The sequence below is a fragment of the Desulfosporosinus sp. FKA genome (genome assembly GCF_002196785.1).
In the GTDB taxonomy this organism is placed as follows: domain Bacteria; phylum Bacillota; class Desulfitobacteriia; order Desulfitobacteriales; family Desulfitobacteriaceae; genus Desulfosporosinus; species Desulfosporosinus acididurans.
In genome coordinates, this window is sequence record NZ_NAHZ01000032.1 from 302,831 (window position 1) to 322,743 (window position 19,913).

Below are 19,913 nucleotides of genomic sequence, written 5' to 3' on the forward strand. Positions count from 1 at the left end.
TGAACAGGATGTTGCTGGAAGTAAAAAATTTGACAACGGAATTTAAGCTGAAGCGCGGTATAGTCAAGGCTGTCGATGATATCAGCTTTACGATAGATAAGGGTGAGATTCTGGCTATTGTCGGTGAGTCCGGCTCGGGTAAAAGCGTCACGTCTCTTTCCATCATGGGCCTTTTGCAAAAACCGGGCAAGGTTACCGGCGGGCAGATTTTTTATAAATCTCAGGATTTAAGTACCTTGAGCAAAAGAGAATTGCAAAAACTTCGCGGCAATCAGATTTCCATGATATTCCAAGAGCCAATGACATCTCTTAATCCTGTTTGGCGTATCAAGGATCAGATCATGGAAAGCATTATGCTTCATATGAAACTTTCGAAAAAGGATGCCCTAGCACGGACGATTGAGATGTTAGAAACGGTTGGAATACCATCAGCGACCCAGCGGGCCAACGATTACCCCCATCAAATGAGCGGCGGTATGCGCCAAAGGGTAATGACAGCGATGGCTCTGGCCTGCAACCCCGAACTATTGATTGCCGATGAGCCTACGACAGCTCTTGATGTGACCATTCAGGCTCAGATTTTGGAACTTCTTTATCGCATGAGAGAAAAGTTCCATATGGCAGTAATGCTCATTACTCATGATTTAGGCGTGGTTTCTGAAGCCGCTGACCGTGTTATTGTTATGTACTGCGGTAAAATTATGGAAGAGGCAGATGTTAGAACCTTATTCAATAATCCGATGCATCCCTATACGATCGGTTTGCTGAAGTCCATCCCGCAAATCGATAATGACAGCGACGAACGCTTATATATGATCAAAGGGATGGTCCCTAACCCTCTGAATATGCCTAAAGGTTGTCCCTTTTCTGATCGCTGTGAGCAGAGTATGGAGCGATGTACTCAAGAAATGCCCCAATTGCAGGACATTGACGGCCATAAGGTCCGGTGCTTTTTACATGATGCTAAGGAAGGGGGATCGGTTAAACAATGAGTGAAGTGTTGATGGATATCCAGGACCTTGCGAAACATTTTGTAATCGATACCAATTTCTTTGGTAAGCCTGTCTCGGTCTTAAAAGCTGTTGACGGCGTGTCCTTTAGCATCAATCAAGGTGAGGCCTTTGGCTTAGTCGGCGAATCCGGCTGTGGAAAAACGACTCTCGGCAAGATTTTAGTAAATCTTTACCGGCCGACCAGCGGCAAATTATTTTTTGAAGGTAAGGATTTGACAGTTCTTAATGAAGAACAGCGCCGTGCATATTGTAAGGATATCCAGATGATCTTTCAGGACCCCTACGCTTCACTGAATCCGAAAATGACGGTAGGTGACATCATTGCTGAGCCGATTCTGATCAATGGCCTGCTGCCGAGAAATCAGGTAGAAGAGCGTGTGATCTATCTTTTAAACTGTGTAGGGCTGGCTCGCCACCAGCGTAACCGTTATCCGCATGAATTTTCCGGCGGGCAGCGTCAGCGTGTCGGAATTGCTCGTGCCTTGGCGGTAGAACCGAAGATCATTGTCTGTGACGAACCAGTATCCGCTTTGGACGTGTCCATTCAGGCTCAGGTTTTGAATCTGTTAGGAGATTTGAAGGAAGAGTTTGGCCTGACCTATCTCTTTATTGCCCACGGCTTAAATGTTGTTAAACATATTAGTGACCGCGTAGGCGTCATGTATTTGGGCAAACTGGTAGAAGTTGCTCCGAAGAAAGAACTTTATGCCAATCCTTTGCATCCCTATACCCAAGCTTTGCTTTCTGCTATTCCTGTCATAAATCCTGAGAAGAAAAAGGAACGCATCATTTTAGAGGGGGACGTACCCAGCCCCATCAATCCGCCTGCAGGCTGTCGTTTTTGTTCTCGCTGCTTTAAAAAACTGGAACAGTGTAAACTTAACGAACCAAAACTTAAAGAGGTTTCTCCCGACCATTTTGTCGCGTGTGATTTATTTGATTGAAAAGAAAACTTACAGTTAACTATAGTAAGAAATGAAATATTAACAGTGTTAGTGAACTCGTGGACATTATTGCCGAGCCGCCTTTCCCGATAGGAGTACTTAGCGGCGAAGGAGGACTCTACCCTACCTGAAGTAACCCCGCTTGTAGAAGCGTGGGCCTTAAAAACTGGATAAAAACAAGTAAACTGGTTATACTATCAAAAGCCCCTTAGTTTTAGATTTTAAGTCACAATCAATAATTCAATAATCTTGTCCCAATATTTTATGGTTATCTCTATTGGGGCATTGCGCAAGGACCTCCGGACGCGGAGGTCCTCATTATTTTACCCAACTCACAAATTTATCTCCCATAATAAGGTTTAACACTTTCTAAAGATCTTTTTCATTAAATCCTAACAGAATTCGTTTATCCTATAAAAAGGGCATGTTATAAGCTGATGATACAGAAGAGAATTTAATCAACATAATTTGGAAGTGAAATGGAGGTGATTTCTTCTTGACTGGTACTCCTAATAATACTACTATTGCAAGTAGTACTTAAATGAGGATGGGTGGAATCTATGTTATCAAATAAAGAACTTATGTTATTAAAATTCGTCAAGACTAAACCGTCCTATGCTTATGAAATAGAAAAGATGATTGAAGAACGCGAAATAAGAACATGGGTCAAAATTGGGGGCACGACAATTTATCAGGCCTTAGATAGGTTATGTAATAAGGGCCTTCTCAAATACAAAATTGAAAAAGAGGGTAACATGCCTCAACGGAAACGCTACTACATAACGGAAAACGGCAACAGAGCCTTTGAAAACGCAACTGAAAAAATTTTGAAACACAGTGAGCGGTATTACTTTGATTTAAGCGTCGGGTTGTCCTGCCGCAATTTAATGGAACCGGAAATTTTTAAGCAAAGCATTCAAGAACGCTTAACAAATCTAAATGATTTTGTGAATCATTTTAATGAAAAGTTCGCCAAAACAAAAGAGTTATATCCCATGAAAAGACTTATGGTCAAAGAATATCTCCTGTCTCATTATCTGCTGGAGCAACAGTTTCTGGAAAAAATCTTAAAGGAGATGGACAATAAAGGCGAATAATAGTAAGCGCTCCGTTTCACAAAACTAAATGAAGATTTTAATTTGCAGTTTATGAATGACAATGTCAAGTTTGGAGGTTAATTTGGTGGGTATTACTGAACTATCGATAAAAAGGCCTGCAACTATTATTATCCTTGTAGTTTTACTTCTCGGACTGGGAATTATTGGATACAACAGTATGGGTGTAGACATGCTGCCCTCTATGAATATACCTGTTATTACAGTGTCTACCAGCTATCCGGGTGCTGGTTCCGAGGAGATTAAGAAAGAAATTGTCTTGCCCATAGAGAACGCTGTCTCAGGAATTAGCGGTATTGATACTCTCTCATCGACGGCTAGGCAAGGTTCCGGAACAACGGTTATAACCTTTACTGAGAATACCGATATTAACTCAGCCCTTATGGATGTCGAAAAGGCTGTGGACAGAGCCCAGCGGCAATTGCCCGCAGATGCGGATAAGCCGATCATCCAAAAGATTGATCCTAATGCTTCTGCTGTCATGATCCTTACTGTGTCCGGATCTACGTCGTATGATCAAATCTATAATGTGGCTTATAATGTCCAGCAGGAACTGCAGAATCTTCCGGATATTGGGCAAGTATCTCTAATGGGAGCCAATGCTAAACAGTTACAAGTAAAATTGGATAAATCTGCGGTTGAATATTATGGAATTAACCTCAAAACATTAATGGCCTTAATTGGTTCTGAAAACGTCAATACTCCGGCAGGAGACATCGTTCAAGGCCAAAGTGACTTGACGGTGGACATGGTTGGGGAATTCCAAAATATTGATGATGTCAAAAATATTATGGTTCCTACCAGTAACTCCGGTAGTGTTCGTTTGGGTGATATTGCCCAAATTAATTTCGATTACCCGACGAATGATACCTCAATTAAATTAAACGGTAAAAGTGCTATAGCCATAAGCATTCAAAAACAAAGTGATGCTAATGTGGTGAACACGGTTGACGGAGTTAAAAAAGAACTTGTCAACATTAGAAAAACTCTACCCAAAGGCGTTGATCTGACGATTGCCAACGATACTACAACCTCGATTAAGGCTTCGGTAGCCAATATTAAGGAAAATATTATCGAAGGTATTATTACCACAGCCTTGGTATTATTCCTGTTCTTACGAAACTGGCGCTCATCGCTCATAGTTTTAATTGCCATTCCAACGTCCTTGGTCTCAACATTTTTTGCCATGTATCTCTGCCATTTCACTCTCAATATGATGTCGCTTTTAGCCTTATCACTTTGCATCGGTATTTTGGTTGATGACTCTATCGTCGTTCTGGAAAACATTCTTCGGCACCGGGCTTTAGGTAAAGATTCTAAGCAAGCCGCTCTGGATGGACGGCAGGAAATTGGGATGGCAGCTATAGCCATCACTCTCTGTGACGTTGTAGTATTCACACCTGTAGCGTTTGTATCGGGAACTTCAGGACAATTGTTTAAGCAATTTGGTCTTACAGTGGCTTTTGCTGCACTATTCTCGCTCTTTATTTCCTTTACGGTAACTCCCATGCTTTCGTCAAGAATCTTACGTGATGAAATTAATCCCTTTGATTCCAAAGGAAACAGTAAGTTAAGAAGACACCTTCTCAAGGTCATGGAGCGTTCTGGATTATTCCAAAAGGCCAAGGACATTGGCCAAACGTTACACCCCTTCGAAAGAGCCACAGAGCTTTATAAAAAGACTCTGCTCTGGTCATTGAAGCATAGGCTGAAAATTATCGCCGTCTTTGTAATCGGGGTTATTGTCAGTATTTCTTTGCTGCCCTTAGGAGCTATAAAGACAGAGTTTATTCCCCAGACCGACAATAATCAGTTGTCTGTTAATCTGTTGCTTAATCCTGGGTCCAGTCTTGAGCTAACTGAAAGTAAAGCAAATGTTGTTGAAAAGTATTTGCGGTCTTTGCCGGAAGTTACGAGCATTTTTTCCAGAGTAGGCGGCAGTGATAAATCTACGGCTAATTTCGTCGTGGGACTTGTCGATAAAAGTCAGCGCAAGAAGACCCAAGCCCAAGTGGGCGATGAAATCCGTAGATGGAGTAAAAACCTTACCGGCACCAACGTATTTGTATCTCAAGCATCCATGGGTTCAGGGGGATTTGGCTTTGGCGGCGGCGGCCGAGGCGGCGGAGGTACGATTCAGATAAACCTTGAAGGCAGCGATACTAATGTTTTAAGAACGATCTCTTATAAAGTTGAAAACTTAGTGAAATCAATACCAGGTATCGTTGATGTAAATAACTCCGTAAGACAAAATGAAAATGAAATCAGGGTCAATGTTGATCGTTTAGCCTGTAATCAATACGGTGTATCTCCTTCTGATGTGGCAACAATTTTGAGAACGAGCATTGCAGGATCAACAGTGGGAGAGTACACGGACACTGACGGAACCACCCATGATATCGTCGTAAGTTTTGAAGATAATCAGATAAAGACTCCGGAGGACATCGGTTCGATTAAGATCGTCAATAACGCAGGACAGCAAATTGCTTTGAATCAGGTTGCTTCTATTGTAATGGCAGATAGCCAAAAAACCATCTCCAGGCAGGATAGATTAGATGTCATCAATATCACGGCCAATTTGCAGAATGTGGCGTTGGGAACTGCGAATGCTGAAATTCAGAGCAAATTGAGCACAATCTCCCTGCCCTATGGCTATAGTATCAAATTTGGCGGAAACCAAAAAAGTATGTCTGATTCTTTCGCAAGCCTCGGCGAGGCTTTGGCAGGATCAATCGTACTTGTTTACATGATTCTTGTCGTCTTGTACGAATCCTTCTTAACCCCCTTAATCAGAATGCTTTCCCTGCCGTGTGCCATTATTGGAGCATTTGGCATGCTGGCGATTACAGGGAATACCTTGAACTTGACAACCATGATAGGACTCATTATGCTCGACGGTTTGGCATCTAAAAACGGGACTTTGCTTATTGACTATACCAACACCTTAATGAAGAGAGGCGAACCCTTAAGAGAGGCCTTGATTGAATCAGGAACAACTCGCTTGCGGCCGATTATTATGACATCATTGACGATGATCGTAGGAATGCTGCCCGCCGTATTTACTCACGGGCAGGGAAGTGAGATGAAAGTCGGGATGGCCCTTGTAATTATCGGGGGTATGATCGCCTCAACGATATTCACTCCCATTATCTTACCTGTAGTCTATACCGTCATGGATGATCTGAAAAACCGTCCTCGAAAAAAACGAGAGATTTTAAAACATACGGAGGCTTAAGAATGATGAGGTATATAAATAAGCGTATCGCTATTTCCGTTTTGAGTATTGGTATGTCCTTCATTTTGACAGCTTGTGGGACGGCAGCCCCTAAACAGCAGAAGAGTTTGGTCAATGTTAATGCCGTACAAGCACAGATGGGTTCAATAACAACTAATGTTGAATACTCCAGTCAACTAAAACCAATTCAAACGACAACAATATCCCCGAAGATTGCCGGAAAGGTTGCTTCAATTCAAGCAGATGTCGGAACTGCGGTTCAGGCCGGTCAGGTGCTTTTCACTCTGGATTCGAGCGATCTGCAAGCCCAGCTTCAGCAGCAAGAAGCAAATCTGGAGGGAAGCCGTGTTAATTATGAAAAAACTGAGGGGTCGAGTTATCAGCAGCAGCTGCTTCAAGCAGAACAAACCCAACAAAATGCTCAAATAACTTATAACAGCGCCCAAGACACCTATAACAAAGATCTAAGCTTATATAACGCCGGAGCAATTTCGCAGCAGAGTTTAGAGAATGATAAGCAAAAGCTCGATGAAGCAACTGTTGCTTTAAATTCCGCCAATTCAAATCTAGAACTATTAAAGAATCAATCAGGCCCACAGTCTGTTGAAGCAGCGGCAGCTCAGGTGAAGCAAGCTGAGTCGGCAGTAAATTATGCCCAGCTTCAGCTTCAAAATACAACCATAACCTCACCGATTTCCGGGACTGTTTCAACTCGTAACGTTGAAGTTGGTGAGATCGCATCGAGTGCGGCTCCGGCTTTTACGGTTATTAACACTAAAACTGTCGTTGCTGAGATTAGCGTCCCGGATACAGTAGTCACCCACCTTCAAAAAGGCCAAACAGTACCCGTAAAGATCAGCGCTCTTAATAATAAAACGGTTAATGGAACGGTTAACATCATTAGCCCTGCGGCTGACAAAACGAATTCCTATGTTGTTGATGTTGATTTAGATAATTCTAATAACGAACTAAAGGGCGGGATGTTTGCCAGAGTCGTTCTTCCGCAAGAACAAAAGAATAATATTCTGACTGTACCGAACGAGGCAATAACCGTGGAGGATGGAGTTTCTTATGTTTATGCAGTCGTCAATAATACAGTCAATAAGATTCCAGTAAAAGTTGGAATATCCAATGATAAAGTCTCTGAGATTGTCAGCGGCTTAAAATCGGGGGAAAATGTCATTACAGAGGGGCAAATTTTCTTAAGCGACGGACAAAAGGTGAAAATCTCCAAGACAAAATAATGGTTATCGGCAGCGTGAAAATACTGAAGAGCGGAACTCATGATAATAAATTTGCTCGAGAAGACGTTTATAACGCCTTTTCGAGCATTTTTTTGCTTTGTCCAGTTTTTTAGCGGGGACGTGTAGAAACTTAACATTAAAAATCAAAAGTAGGTTCAGATAGCGAAAGGCGATCTCGCTTCACTAGTATTGTGGAGCGAGATCGTCTCAAATTGAGGGCTTTTAGCCTTCAATCGAAAACAGCCTGCCTGCAAGAGACAGGCCGCTGCCGATTAATAATAAGATTATTATCAATTTCATGTTTCTCACATCCTATAATGGTACTTACTGTATTCATTTAGTAGGTTTTCTCCATGGATTTGGAATATCCTTCCAGTTATATTCTTTATGGTTTTTCGACATTAGCGTACTCGTTCAGCTAAAGCCGAAAGCCCCTAGCCTATAACAAATTCTGTCGCTCTGAAGACTAAACTCTACCCCCACCGAAACAAGGTATGGAAACCTTTTGCAACAGCCACCTTACGATTGGATGAACCAATGTTTACGTTGAAAAATAACGCCAAAGACTATATACTACATTACATCAGTAATGTACTACATGTCCCTAACATCTCTAATTTGGGAAGTGAGAATGTGATCCTGAATTCCGACAGTATGAAACCTATCTACATTCAAATATCCGAATGGCTGGAAACGGAAATTTTACGGGCTAACCTTAAAGAAGGGGAGCGTATTTACTCGCAATACCAACTGGCAGAAATGTTTAATATTAATCCTGCTACCGCAGCCAAAGGGCTCAATATTCTCGTCGATGAAACTATTGCTTATAAGAAGCGGGGCTTGGGTTTGTTTGTAGCGCCGAATGCCAAACAGTTTATTCTTCATAAACGCAGAAGCCAGGTTTTGAAACAGATGATTAACGAACTTGTTCTTGAAGCGAAGCATCTGGATGTTAAAGAGACCGAATTAATGGATTTGATACACCAGGTTTTCAATGAGATTGAGGAGGATAAAGAATGACAGTTATTCAGGGGGAGAATCTTACCAAATCCTATGGCAAAATTTTAGCCTTAGACAATCTGACCTTCCGAATCGAAGAAAATAAACTTACCGGCCTAATCGGCAGAAATGGTGCCGGAAAAACAACACTGCTGAAACTCATCGCCGGGTATTTGAAGCCCAGCCGGGGAGAGATCAACGTCTTTTCTCACAATCCTTTTGACAATCTTCAGGTCTCTGCCAAGATCATCTTCATCGACAATCATATGGCTTTTCCCACTGCCTTTAGTCTCGATGATATCTTAACCGAAGTTGCTCACTTCTATCAAAATTGGAACGCCAAACTTGCCCACGGATTATTTGACTATTTTTCCTTCAATCCGAAGCAGCGTCATAGCAGCTTATCCAAAGGCAATCAAAGCACCTTTAACATGATTATCGGTCTTGCTGCCCGTTGCCCGCTGACCATCTTTGATGAACCGACAAGCGGGATGGACTCTGCTGTACGAAAAGACTTTTATCGAGCCTTGCTTAAGGACTACCTGGAATATCCCCGCACTATAATCCTCTCCAGTCACTTGCTGAGTGAAGTCGAGGATATTTTAGAAGATATTCTTCTTCTCAGGGACGGGACTAAATGCCTTCATCAATCGGTCCTCGAGCTTAAAGAATATGCTCTTGGTCTTAAGGGACCGAAACAAAAAGTTTTAGAACGGCTGAAAGGGCAGGAAGTTTTACATACTGAGGAGTTCGCCCAAGGCAGTTTGTATGCCGTGATAAAAAGTCAAGGGTTAACCTCTCAAGGGTTCCCTAAGCAGGAGGATCTTGAACTTCTGCCGGTGTCACTGGAAGACCTGTGCATTTACTTAACAGGCAATGCCAAAGGGGGGATTGACCATGTCTTTGAACAATAATTTAGTGGCAGTTGCTTCACGACAATATATCTACAAGTTAAAGGCTAATATGTCGGGGGTCTATTCTTTGATCTTTATCCAAGTTTTGGCGTTGTTGTTTTCCCTCAGCGGAATTCAGAGCATGTCTAGTGCTTCTGATACTTTGAGGGTTGATGTTAAATATTATTCCGGAGATATAATGATCGCGTTTACATTCATTTGGATGTTCTTTATGGCCTTAAGATTGACATCAATCAATTCTAAAACCATGGATTTTACGCTTGTTACGAACCGTTTATCAAGTCATTTGTCCAATATAGGACTATTGCTGACAACAATAATCTTCGGCAGCATATCGTCATCTTTAATGGGCTTTGTGCTTAAAATCATTATGTATTTCACCTTTGATCACTCTCAGATAGGGGTTAACGGTTTCTACCCGGTTATGTCAGACATTTTGTTAGGGATTATCACGACAGGTCTCTATATGACCCTGATTGCTTCCCTGGGTTATCTGTTAGGGATCTTAATTCAGATCCATGTGCTCTTTGTAGTATTCTACCCCGCGGCTCTCTTCGGACTGGAAAAAGTAAATCCGCAAATGTTAAAGTCATCCTTTGATTTCTTTGCCTCTGAAACGTCCCCGTTACTATTTGCCATAAGAATTATTCTTTCGTCTCTAATCGCGTTTTCCCTCAGTTGTTTGCTTTCCAATCGCATGGAGGTGAGGAAATGAGTAGTATTATTGGTCTTCCCATAGCTGTTGCCATCTTGGTTGTTGTAATTATGCTGGCTAGGAAATTCGGAACTATAGTTGTGACCTTTATGAGCTGGCGAAAAAGTGCGATTATAGCAGGCGTTTATCTCCTTGGCCTGATCTTAGCCGTTGTGATTGCAGCGATATTGCCCAATCATGGTTTTGGGTTGATGGAGAGAAGCCATCCAAGGGGGGGCATACAAAAAGGAGATGTATGGGTTACTACCTTCCCTTCCATTAGAACTCAGAAGGATTTTGAGAGCCAGCCCGGACTGTATTTGAACAGTCGGCAGACGTTTAAAACAGATCAAGGGACAGTAAAACTTGGTTTTGCCCCGAACCCGGGACACTTTCAAATTTACGTTGAGCAGAAAGAGACGGATGACGGCAAAATTGATGTTTTGACCTATAGTACTCCATTTTATGTTGGAGACACAGACTATACAAAACTGCTTCAGCCGCCCAAAGTTACCTTTCAGGATGGATTATTAGTAATAGAACCTGTTCGACAAACGTTAACCCTTAAATTATTCAAGCCGAATTTTACTCAGAGCCAATTTGAAGGTCAAAATGCGGTGAACTTGCAAGATGGTTTAAGCACTAGTTTTGGTTGTAGTGACGTTTTATTGAGAGTTCCTAAAAGTACGAAGATCGATAAAGGGCAGAATTACTTGCAATACCTCGATAAGGATTAACAGGGATTCAGATCAAGTTAGGATAAAGATTCAGATAATAATTGATAATAATATTGATAGGAATATATTTATATTAATATATTCATGGATATTAATATTAAATGTGGTAAAATCTATAAACTTGGTCCGGTTTTTAAGCGAGGCAGTGTAAAAAACTTAACTCACAAAATTCGAAGTGGGTGGCAGATAGCCAAGGCGTTCTCGCTCAACTAGTATAGTGGAGTGAGAATGCCTTTATTTAATGATTACGAAGCCCCGATGTTCAGCTTAAGCTGAATGAGTTCACTAGCGCGTGATTAGGGTGTGACTTTTATCACACCAAAAGACTTGTCTTGGTCACAGTGTTTTCTCCTAATTTGCTTTAAACTAACTATTGTCAGGTTGAGTTAAGACAAAACTTTAAATAAAATATAGGGGGAAACACGAATGAGTATGTTTTGCTATCAATGTCAGGAAACAGCGAAAGGAACCGGCTGCACCATTAAAGGAGTTTGCGGGAAGACAGAAAATGTTGCTAATTTGCAAGATCTTCTCATCTATACCTTAAAAGGAATTTCTATCTTTGCCCTTCAAGCACGAGAGATGGGGATTGTCAGACCAGAGATTGATAAATTCATTATGGAAAGCCTCTTCACTACGATTACCAATGCTAACTTTGACAGAAGCCGTTTCGTTGCAAGAATTGAAGAAGGACTAAACCTTCGCGACGAACTCAAGCAAGCCATTATTAAAGCGGGCGGCACCATTCCTGCAGACTTGCATGACGCTGCAACATGGACAGGTTCTGCTGGAGAATTTGATCAGAAGGCAGCTCTCGTGGGAATTTTAACGACAGAAAATGAAGATGTTCGTTCCTTGAGACAGTTACTCACCTACGGCCTAAAGGGCATGGCGGCCTATGCGGAACACGCTTATACCTTGGCTTATAAAGAAGATGGAATTTTTGCCTTCATTGAAAAAGCTTTAGCAGCTACGTTAGATGATACCTTAGCAGCAGATGCTCTCGTTGCCTTGAACTTAGAAGCAGGAAAATATGGCGTTGAGGTTATGGCTCTTCTGGACAAGGCTAATACCACAACCTATGGCAATCCTGAACTGACTAAAGTGAATATCGGGGTCAGAAACAATCCCGCTATCCTGATCAGCGGTCATGACCTGAAAGATCTTGAAGAATTACTGATTCAAACCCAAGGTACAGGTGTTGACGTTTATACTCACGGTGAAATGCTCCCGGCCCATTACTATCCGGCCTTTAAGAAATACGACAATTTCGTAGGCAACTATGGAAATGCTTGGTATAAACAAGATAAAGAATTTGAATCCTTCAATGGACCGATTTTGCTAACCACGAACTGCCTTATTCCTCCCAAGGATTCCTATAAAGACCGCCTCTATACAACAGGAGCTGTAGGCTTTGAAGGGATTAAGCACATCTCTGACCGCGGCAACGGCCAAACCAAAGATTTCTCCGCCCTTATTGCACACGCTAAGCAATGCCCGTCCCCCACTGAGATTGAAACAGGGGAAATAATCGGCGGTTTCGCTCACAATCAAGTCCTGGCCCTGGCCGATAAAGTTGTTGAAGCAGTAAAATCAGGTGCCATTAAACGCTTCTTCGTCATGGCTGGCTGCGATGGCCGCATGAAGAGCCGCGACTATTACGCTAACTTCGCCGAGGCTTTGCCGAAAGACACTGTGATTTTGACCGCAGGATGTGCAAAATATAAATACAATAAATTAAACTTAGGAGATATCGGCGGCATTCCCAGAGTTCTTGATGCGGGCCAATGCAACGATTCCTACTCTTTGGCAGTAATTGCCCTTAAACTCAAAGAAGTTTTTGGACTTGACGATGTGAACCAGCTTCCTATTTCCTACAACATCGCCTGGTATGAGCAAAAAGCGGTTATCGTTTTACTGGCCCTCCTTTATCTGGGTGTAAAAAACATTCACTTAGGGCCCACGCTTCCGGCCTTCTTATCCCCGAATGTTGCTAAAGTTCTTGTCGAAAACTTTGGTATTGCAGGTATTACCAATGTTGAGGATGATCTGAAGATCTTCTTAGGATAATTAGAAGTGAGGATCTTAAAAACAGGATAAAAGAGTTGCAGTGAACTGGAGAGCCGGTTTGCTGCAACTCTTTCTTTTGCTTTAGTAAGCCTATTGCTGTTTTTGTTTATATAAACTTCAGGTAAATCCAAAATATCTAATTAATGTAAATACATTGAAGCGTTTCTTTAAATTTGCGAAAATATAATATAAATTTACAAAAGTTTTACATGAAAATTCTGTCATAATTGCCAGTTACCTTAGGAGGAAAAAGAATTTTCGCGTCGAAAATAACTTAGATAGAACTTTAAACTTTATTTTAAAGGATCGAGGAGTGTTTTCATGTCGGAAGTGACTTTTTCTAGCCAAGACTGGGAGCAGGCCATTATGCAAATTAAATCGGTGATTGCTGCTCGTATTAATCTCGATAATCAAGGAGAAATCGAAGAAGTTCATGTTCTGGCTAATTCAGGAAGGCCTCCTAAGCAGGTAGTCCGAGATGTCGAATCAGTGATGGCAGCAAAGTTTGGTATGGCGATTGATCATAAAAAGATTAGTGTGGCACAAGTCGGGGATGATGAGGAAAATAATGCACTCGCTGTTGTTGAGTCAACTCGACCAAAATTGGTTGGCGTTACCCTCAGAACCGTTAATGGTATGGCTGAAGTTAAAGTTGAACTATTGTCTGGAGATAAGCTGATTGAAGGAATTGCTGAGGGGCCATCTTCCGCCTACAACAAACTTCGCCTCTTCGTTGATGCCACCCTTAAGGCACTTGCCTCCATTACATTAAAAGAATTTATATTTGTAACTGAAGATGTAGGTATTATGCGACTGGCTAAACAAGAGGTCGCTTTAGTATCTATAACCTTAATAGCCCCTATGGGAGAGCAGTCCTTGACCGGATGTGCTTTGGTCCGGAGTGATGACCGAGAAGCAGTGGTCAAGGCGACTCTGGATGCAGTCAACAGAAAGCTGAAATTTCTCCTAAACGATTAACTTGCTAATTTTGGCCGACTTATTAACAATTATATTTTGAATTCTGTTTATTCCCTTGAGCGAAGCGGAAAAAACAGCGGAACGGAAAAAGAGCGGAGCGGTTAAACTATGCCTTTGAAAAAAATCAAGGAGGTTTACCGCAATGAGCAAATTATTAAAAGCTATTACTGTTCTCGTAACACTCGTTCTTGCCGGCGGCGCTAGCTTCAGAATCTGATTGTGAAAGAGTCGGCCAAATAATTCTTTAGAGGTATTGAAGATGCATTCATTATCCAAAAGATTTAAAAGCCTTTTTATGTTAGTTACTATATTAGCCGTTTTAATATTAGTTATTTCCGCAAAAAATTCAGTTTGGAATAATAACCAGTTTATTGACATTCTAATTTTCAGTATTTTAGCAGTTGCCAGCGAATCTCTTCCAGTTGCTCTTCCAAGAGGTGGATTTGTTACAGTTAGTTATTCAGTATTCTTTTCAGCAGTGATCCTTTTTCCTTCTTGTGGAGCTCTTATTGTTGCAGCCGTGGGAGGCCTTTTTCCCTTAGGAAAAGCGTCCAAAGATACGCCCCTATTTAAACGTGTATTTAACGGTTCTCAATATCTATTATCGCAAGCAGCGGCTGTATATGTTTTAAAGCTGACAGGAATAAATAGTTTTCATACAAAATTTTTTTCTTTAATAGTTTATATATTGGTAGCCTTTGCTTACATGATTACTAATATTTCTATAGTAACTTTAGCTCTGGGCTTTCTTCAAAGAAAATCTCCTTGGTCAATATGGATAAGTAATATGCGTTGGGCTTTGCCAAACTTCATGGCTCTTGTGCCGGTGGGCTATTTAATGGCCTTAATCTTTTATAATTATGGAGCCTTAGGACTTTTTCTGCTTTTTATTCCCCTCTTGGCTTGCCGCCATTCTTTTCAACTCTATATGGATATGCGTGAAAATTACCTCAATACCGTAGAAGCTCTTGTCCAGGCTCTTGAGGCCAAGGATAAATATACTAGCGGACATTCGGCTAGAGTTGGGAAACTTGCTGTCGCCATAGCAGAAGAAATTAAGATGAACGAAGATAAGACGGAGTTTCTCAAATATGCGGCCGTATTGCATGATGTCGGAAAGATAGGGGTTAGCGAAGTAATCTTGAATAAAGAAGGCAAATTGTTGGATTCGGAGTGGGAATCCATTCGCAGTCATCCGGTTATTGGGGAAACCATTATCAAAAGTATCAAATTTATGTTCGATGTCGGGCAAGTAGTTCGCCATCATCATGAGCGTTATGATGGCAAAGGCTATCCCGATGGGATTCAAGGAGAAGATATTCCCCTGGAGTCCAGAATTATTGCTGTTGCCGATACCTATGATGCGATTACGTCAGATCGAAGTTACCGTAAAGGTAAGACTCATGAAGAAGCCATTGAAGAGCTGAAGAGAGTTGCCGGGTCACAATTAGACCCTAAATTGGTCGAAGTTTTTTGCAGAGTCGTCACACTGGAATCGGCATCGCAGATAATTAATGCCGGGAAGGTTCAGATAGCTTCGTCCTGCTGAGCATATTAGATGGAAGTTGAGGTAAAGTATGCTTATTGAAACCTTGATTTTATCGCTGATTATAAGTTTGGTATGCGGAGGAAAACTAAGTTGTTTGGGTGAGCTAGCCTTGCGGCAGTTTTGGCTTGTCCCAATGGCTTTTTTGCTGCAAGGCGTTGTTTACTGGGCGAGTCTTCGACATATCGGACTAGGCCCTAGTTGGCTAAGTTCGTTTCTTGATACAGGGTCATATCTTTTGCTGCTGATCTTTACTCTTCGCAATCGTTCCCTAAAGGGAATGTGGTTAATTGCTGGGGGAGTTTTCCTTAATACCTTAGTAATAGCTTTAAATGGAGGGGCTATGCCCGTTGATCCCTTTTTTCTGCCGGAAACCAGCCGGAAGGCGCTGCTGGTCGGGCAGGGTACGCATGGATTAATGACTGCAGCAACTCATCTAAAGGTTTTGGGGGATCGGTTCTATTTGGCTGTTCCTGGGCTTCAAAAACAAGTGTTTAGTATCGGAGACTGCCTAATTGATATAGGATGCTTTACGTTGATTTTCAGGACGACAAGGAGATTGGCCAATAAGCAAGAACAGCAAACTACTTAATCTCCTCATCTCTTCATTTCCAAAATAATCTCTAATTCACTATTTTGAGGTCTTTAAAGAAACGGACTATAAAGGGACCGTTGCATAATGAATATCTATCTGTTTGTAAATAAAACCCTGCATATAAGTGGAGGTTTAAACCACTATTTATGCAGGGTTTTGTTTAATGAGGGGCGTGCGTTTATGCATTTTGCAACAGCAAGTCTTTCATGTTTAAGTAGGTTCCTTGGGGAAGTTCCTTACTATTTTGAATATGTTTGCAGCTTATGATAATAAATGATTAAATGCCTGCAAAAACTGGCTCTAGGTCTATGATAAGATCCGGAAAGATACTCACTGAAATTTGGCCTTCTTCTGAGAACACATCTGGCCTGCCGTATTTTTTATTGTTCTGCAAGGTAAAAACACTAACAATCTTAATCTCCGGCTCAACAATCCAATATTCTCTTACGCCAGCCTTTTCGTATTTGTTGAATTTCACCAGTTTATCATTCCTTGCCGTTGAAGGTGAGGTTATTTCCATGACTAGTTCAGGAGTTCCAAAATACCCTGTTTTTCGAAGTTTACTTTCATCACAGATTACTGCAATATCGGGCTGAGAAACGACATTAGAGATTTCTTCATCAGTTTCATTAAGTTCAGGGATACAGAGGTCAAAGGGAGCAGCAAATACTTGGCATGTCTTATGTAGTAAGTAATTGGAGAGTTGTCTGAGTAATTCTCTTGAAATACTTTGGTGTTGCCAGGTAGGAGCTGCCTGCCTATAGGGTATCCCATCAATGATTTCCCACCGCTCACCTTCCGGCCACGTTAAGTAATCGGCGTAGGTATATTTCTCCTTTGATTCCGGTATGGGCATAAAATCACTCCTTACTGGAAAATAACTTCAGGTTAAGTATACCATATCTGATTATCATAATTACATATTTTGGAATACAAACGATGGTGTATTTCCATAAATGGGGGTAGGCCCTTATCCCTTTAATAAATCCCGGACAACTTCTCCCGCTATAAGCAACCCAACCACCGATGGCACAAAGGAGATGCTTCCTGGGGTTTGACGTTTTTGCATCGTGACTGTTCCTTCGTTTTCGGAATTTATAGCCGTTGAATTGTCGGACGAAGGAGCCGCCGGAGAGACTGAAGAAAAAGGGGCGATCGGAAGATCGGAACTGGAAACTACCTTCACGCCGCGAGTGATACCTTCTTGACGCAGTAATTTGCGCATGGTTTTCGCCAGGGGGTCGCCACTAGTCTTAGAAATATCACTGACTCGGTAATTTTCGGCTGTAAGCCTGTTGCCGGCCCCCATACTTGAGATGAACGGTATTTCCCGTGCAAAACATTCTTTGACTAAAATTACTTTGCTGGAGACTGTATCGATGGCATCCACCACATAGTCCGGTTTCCTTTGCAGGAAATCAGCAGCATTTTCTGCTGAAATAAATTCTTTGAAGGTTTCAACGTGAGCCTCCGGATTTATCTCTTTGATTCGGCGTTTCATAACGTCTACCTTCGCTTCACCAATCGTGGAGTGAAGAGCATGGATTTGACGGTTGAGATTAGAAATGCTGATTTCATCAAAATCAACCATAATTAAATGGCCAACTGAGGCGCGCGCCAGTGCTTCGACGGTATAGGAACCGACTCCGCCTATTCCGAAAATGAGGACCGTACTGAGGCGAAGTTTTTCTAAGCCCTCACTGCCAATTAAAAGTTCAGTTCTCGAAAATTTATGTTCCATCGTGTCCCCCATATAGAGAATTATTTACCGTTATTGTAGCATAACCATCTGTCAATAAGCTAACCTTTGAGATAACAGCGGTCTTTAATCTAACAATATTAAGGCGATCTCACTCCACAATACCAGTGAAGCGAGATCGCCTTTCGCTATCTGAACCCACTTTTGTCGCCGCTAAGGATTCTTATCGAGAAAGGCAGCTTCGGCAATAATATCACATTATTGTGGCCAAACCCCGTTGTTCGGCTTTAGCTGAACGAGTTCACTAGCTAAGAACGCCATATAAGCAGCAGATATTTTGGGCAGAAACTTCTCTTGAACGGACGACGATAGAATTAACTAAATCTTTGGCCGTTGCGTAAAACTGGTATGGAGAAGTTCATGAGCCCTTTCGCCGTAAGGCTCGCCGATATAGTTTTTGTAGAGTTCTAAAACGGCAGGATTTTCGTGAGATTTACGGCGTGGTTTGGATCGATCTTCTTCGTAAATGGCGGCAGCGCGGGCTTTAAGAATTTCCACATTGCCATGATGATAAGGCTGCCCGCCACCGCCGATGCATCCGCCGGGACAGGCCATAATCTCGATGGCATCATACTCGGCTTCACCGGTTTGGATCTTTTCCAGAATTGTGCGCGCATTGCCCAGACCATGGGTTACTGCTATTTTAAAGTCCCGTCCTTCGATAGGGATAACGGCTTCTTTAATGCCATCCATGCCGCGGAGATTCTCGAACTCGACTTGTTCCAAGGGTTTTCCTGTCAGCCATTCGTACGCGGTTCTCAAGGCAGCTTCGATAACTCCTCCCGTCGTGCCGAAAACAACTGCAGCTCCCGTTGACTCGCCTAAGGGATGGTCAAACTCTTCATCGTTAAGCCGTTCAAAATGAATTCCTGCTTCTCGAATCATGCGGGATAACTCCCGGGTGGTAATAACAATGTCCACATCCGGTGTGACAGGATCTTGCCCGAGTTCCGGCCGAGCGGCCTCGTATTTTTTAGCGACGCAAGGCATGACTGATACAACGGTTATTTTCTGAGGATCAATGCCGTAGGTATCTGCATAATAACTTTTGGCTAAGACGCCTAACATTTCGTGAGGGGATTTGCAGGTCGATGGGATATCCAGGAGATCAGGGAATTGATGTTCAAAGAATTTAACCCAGGCGGGGCAGCAGCTTGTCAGGATCGGCAGCCGTCCTCCATGTTTCAGACGGTGAATGAATTCTGTAGCCTCTTCCATAATCGTTACGTCTGCCCCAAACTCCGTATCAAAGACACGGTCAAAGCCGAGACGGCGGAGAGCTGCCACCATTTTACCAGTGACAATGGTCCCCGGTTCCAGACCAAAACCTTCGCCCAGCGCAACTCTCACTGCCGGGGCTGTTTCCACAATTACATAGCGTGACGGGTCGTTAAGAGCTTTCCAGACCTTATCAACTTGATCCAATTCCATTAACGCTCCTGTTGGGCAGACAGCAATGCATTGACCGCAGAAGGTGCATGAGGTTTCATGCTGGGGTAAATCAAACGCAGTTTTTACAACAGTCTCAAAACCACGTCCGACGGCGGAATAAACACCGACAGTTTGCACATCGTTACACATCGTTTCACAGCGCCGGCAGCGAATGCATTTGTTGGGATCACGAATAATCGCCAGACTTGATTTGTCAATTTCAAATTCAGTTTCTTCGCCTTCGTAGGTGATATTCCGCACTCCAAGATCGGCTGCGAGAGCCTGGAGGTCACAATCCAAATTCTTGGCGCAGGTTAAACATGATTTCGGATGGTCGGAGAGCAGGAGCTCCACCATGGTTCGTCTGGCCTGGATAGCTCGGGGCGTATCTGTTTTAACGACCATATTAGGAGATACCGGGGTCGAGCAAGCGGGAGCCAATGTCCGGCGGCCTTCAACCTCGACCAGGCAGACACGACAGGAAGCGATGTGATTATTGAGTCTCATCTCATGTAAGTTCAGATAACATAAGGTTGGAATATCGATATTAACGGTTCTCGCGGCATCTAGAATAGACATTCCATCGGGGACAGTAAGGGGTATGTCGTTAATCGTTAATTGTACATCCATAGAGAAGCC

At 42.4% G+C, this 19,913-nt stretch carries 16 protein-coding genes; 13 read left to right on the forward strand and 3 right to left on the reverse strand.

Going from position 1 to position 19,913, the window contains the following annotated elements; all coding sequences use genetic code 11:
- The first annotated feature begins 8 nt into the window (after nucleotides 1–8).
- The 13 genes from B5771_RS18385 to B5771_RS18450 all read left to right on the forward strand — a co-directional run bounded on the left by B5771_RS18385 (nucleotide 9) and on the right by B5771_RS18450 (nucleotide 16,081).
- A complete protein-coding gene (locus B5771_RS18385) occupies nucleotides 9–992 on the forward strand; it encodes an ABC transporter ATP-binding protein (RefSeq protein WP_088188823.1) in 984 nt (327 codons plus the stop codon).
- Nucleotides 989–1,957, forward strand: coding sequence for a dipeptide ABC transporter ATP-binding protein (locus B5771_RS18390; protein ID WP_088188824.1), 969 nt, complete (start codon nucleotides 989–991; stop codon nucleotides 1,955–1,957). The genes B5771_RS18385 and B5771_RS18390 overlap by 4 nt, the downstream gene beginning before the upstream one ends.
- 560 nt (nucleotides 1,958–2,517) lie before the next feature.
- Nucleotides 2,518–3,054 carry a PadR family transcriptional regulator gene (locus B5771_RS18395; protein WP_088188825.1) on the forward strand — a complete coding sequence of 179 codons (537 nt, stop codon included), beginning with the start codon at nucleotides 2,518–2,520 and terminating at the stop codon, nucleotides 3,052–3,054.
- 85 nt (nucleotides 3,055–3,139) lie between these two features.
- Nucleotides 3,140–6,307: an efflux RND transporter permease subunit gene (locus tag B5771_RS18400; RefSeq protein WP_088188826.1), complete on the forward strand. Its 3,168-nt coding sequence runs from the start codon at nucleotides 3,140–3,142 to the stop codon at nucleotides 6,305–6,307.
- A gap of 2 nt (nucleotides 6,308–6,309) precedes the next feature.
- Complete coding sequence (locus B5771_RS18405) at nucleotides 6,310–7,551, forward strand: efflux RND transporter periplasmic adaptor subunit (protein WP_242966881.1); 1,242 nt, start codon at nucleotides 6,310–6,312, stop codon at nucleotides 7,549–7,551.
- A 654-nt stretch (nucleotides 7,552–8,205) separates the two neighbouring features.
- Nucleotides 8,206–8,571 carry a GntR family transcriptional regulator gene (locus tag B5771_RS18410; RefSeq protein WP_088189001.1) on the forward strand — a complete coding sequence of 122 codons (366 nt, stop codon included), beginning with the start codon at nucleotides 8,206–8,208 and terminating at the stop codon, nucleotides 8,569–8,571.
- Entirely contained in the window at nucleotides 8,568–9,464 is an 897-nt protein-coding gene (locus tag B5771_RS18415; protein WP_088188827.1) for an ABC transporter ATP-binding protein, read from the forward strand. Before B5771_RS18410 ends, B5771_RS18415 begins: the two co-directional genes overlap by 4 nt.
- On the forward strand, nucleotides 9,448–10,179 hold the full coding sequence (locus tag B5771_RS18420) for a hypothetical protein (RefSeq protein ID WP_088188828.1): 732 nt from the start codon (nucleotides 9,448–9,450) through the stop codon (nucleotides 10,177–10,179). The genes B5771_RS18415 and B5771_RS18420 overlap by 17 nt, the downstream gene beginning before the upstream one ends.
- On the forward strand, nucleotides 10,176–10,895 hold the full coding sequence (locus B5771_RS18425; protein WP_088188829.1) for a hypothetical protein: 720 nt from the start codon (nucleotides 10,176–10,178) through the stop codon (nucleotides 10,893–10,895). Before B5771_RS18420 ends, B5771_RS18425 begins: the two co-directional genes overlap by 4 nt.
- A gap of 426 nt (nucleotides 10,896–11,321) precedes the next feature.
- Complete coding sequence (hcp, locus tag B5771_RS18430; protein ID WP_088188830.1) at nucleotides 11,322–12,965, forward strand: hydroxylamine reductase; 1,644 nt, start codon at nucleotides 11,322–11,324, stop codon at nucleotides 12,963–12,965.
- A gap of 321 nt (nucleotides 12,966–13,286) precedes the next feature.
- On the forward strand, nucleotides 13,287–13,943 hold the full coding sequence (locus B5771_RS18435) for a hypothetical protein (RefSeq protein ID WP_088188831.1): 657 nt from the start codon (nucleotides 13,287–13,289) through the stop codon (nucleotides 13,941–13,943).
- 259 nt (nucleotides 13,944–14,202) lie between these two features.
- Nucleotides 14,203–15,492, forward strand: coding sequence for an HD domain-containing phosphohydrolase (locus tag B5771_RS18445; protein WP_172408309.1), 1,290 nt, complete (start codon nucleotides 14,203–14,205; stop codon nucleotides 15,490–15,492).
- A gap of 28 nt (nucleotides 15,493–15,520) precedes the next feature.
- Nucleotides 15,521–16,081 carry a DUF5317 domain-containing protein gene (locus B5771_RS18450; protein ID WP_088188833.1) on the forward strand — a complete coding sequence of 187 codons (561 nt, stop codon included), beginning with the start codon at nucleotides 15,521–15,523 and terminating at the stop codon, nucleotides 16,079–16,081.
- A 280-nt stretch (nucleotides 16,082–16,361) separates the two neighbouring features.
- Here the strand turns inward: B5771_RS18450 and B5771_RS18455 are convergent, their stop codons facing one another.
- From B5771_RS18455 to B5771_RS18465, 3 genes are all read right to left on the reverse strand, one after another.
- Nucleotides 16,362–16,940 carry a Uma2 family endonuclease gene (locus tag B5771_RS18455; protein ID WP_088188834.1) on the reverse strand — a complete coding sequence of 193 codons (579 nt, stop codon included), beginning with the start codon at nucleotides 16,938–16,940 and terminating at the stop codon, nucleotides 16,362–16,364.
- 114 nt (nucleotides 16,941–17,054) lie between these two features.
- Nucleotides 17,055–17,825 (reverse strand): tRNA threonylcarbamoyladenosine dehydratase, encoded by a 771-nt coding sequence (locus B5771_RS18460; protein ID WP_088188835.1) that lies wholly within the window; start codon nucleotides 17,823–17,825, stop codon nucleotides 17,055–17,057.
- 336 nt (nucleotides 17,826–18,161) lie between these two features.
- Nucleotides 18,162–19,904 (reverse strand): NADH-dependent [FeFe] hydrogenase, group A6, encoded by a 1,743-nt coding sequence (locus tag B5771_RS18465; protein ID WP_088188836.1) that lies wholly within the window; start codon nucleotides 19,902–19,904, stop codon nucleotides 18,162–18,164.
- Nucleotides 19,905–19,913 lie beyond the last annotated feature (9 nt).

Coding starts and splice junctions, on each gene's coding strand:
- B5771_RS18385 (WP_088188823.1), top strand. CDS start 9: ATGTTGCTGGAAGTAAAAAATTTGACAACGGAATTTAAGCTGAAGCGC.
- B5771_RS18390 (WP_088188824.1), top strand. CDS start 989: ATGAGTGAAGTGTTGATGGATATCCAGGACCTTGCGAAACATTTTGTA.
- B5771_RS18395 (WP_088188825.1), top strand. CDS start 2,518: ATGTTATCAAATAAAGAACTTATGTTATTAAAATTCGTCAAGACTAAA.
- B5771_RS18405 (WP_242966881.1), top strand. CDS start 6,310: ATGATGAGGTATATAAATAAGCGTATCGCTATTTCCGTTTTGAGTATT.
- B5771_RS18410 (WP_088189001.1), top strand. CDS start 8,206: ATGAAACCTATCTACATTCAAATATCCGAATGGCTGGAAACGGAAATT.
- B5771_RS18415 (WP_088188827.1), top strand. CDS start 8,568: ATGACAGTTATTCAGGGGGAGAATCTTACCAAATCCTATGGCAAAATT.
- B5771_RS18420 (WP_088188828.1), top strand. CDS start 9,448: ATGTCTTTGAACAATAATTTAGTGGCAGTTGCTTCACGACAATATATC.
- B5771_RS18425 (WP_088188829.1), top strand. CDS start 10,176: ATGAGTAGTATTATTGGTCTTCCCATAGCTGTTGCCATCTTGGTTGTT.
- hcp (WP_088188830.1), top strand. CDS start 11,322: ATGAGTATGTTTTGCTATCAATGTCAGGAAACAGCGAAAGGAACCGGC.
- B5771_RS18435 (WP_088188831.1), top strand. CDS start 13,287: ATGTCGGAAGTGACTTTTTCTAGCCAAGACTGGGAGCAGGCCATTATG.
- B5771_RS18445 (WP_172408309.1), top strand. CDS start 14,203: ATGCATTCATTATCCAAAAGATTTAAAAGCCTTTTTATGTTAGTTACT.
- B5771_RS18450 (WP_088188833.1), top strand. CDS start 15,521: ATGCTTATTGAAACCTTGATTTTATCGCTGATTATAAGTTTGGTATGC.
- B5771_RS18455 (WP_088188834.1), bottom strand. CDS start 16,940: ATGCCCATACCGGAATCAAAGGAGAAATATACCTACGCCGATTACTTA.
- B5771_RS18460 (WP_088188835.1), bottom strand. CDS start 17,825: ATGGAACATAAATTTTCGAGAACTGAACTTTTAATTGGCAGTGAGGGC.
- B5771_RS18465 (WP_088188836.1), bottom strand. CDS start 19,904: ATGGATGTACAATTAACGATTAACGACATACCCCTTACTGTCCCCGAT.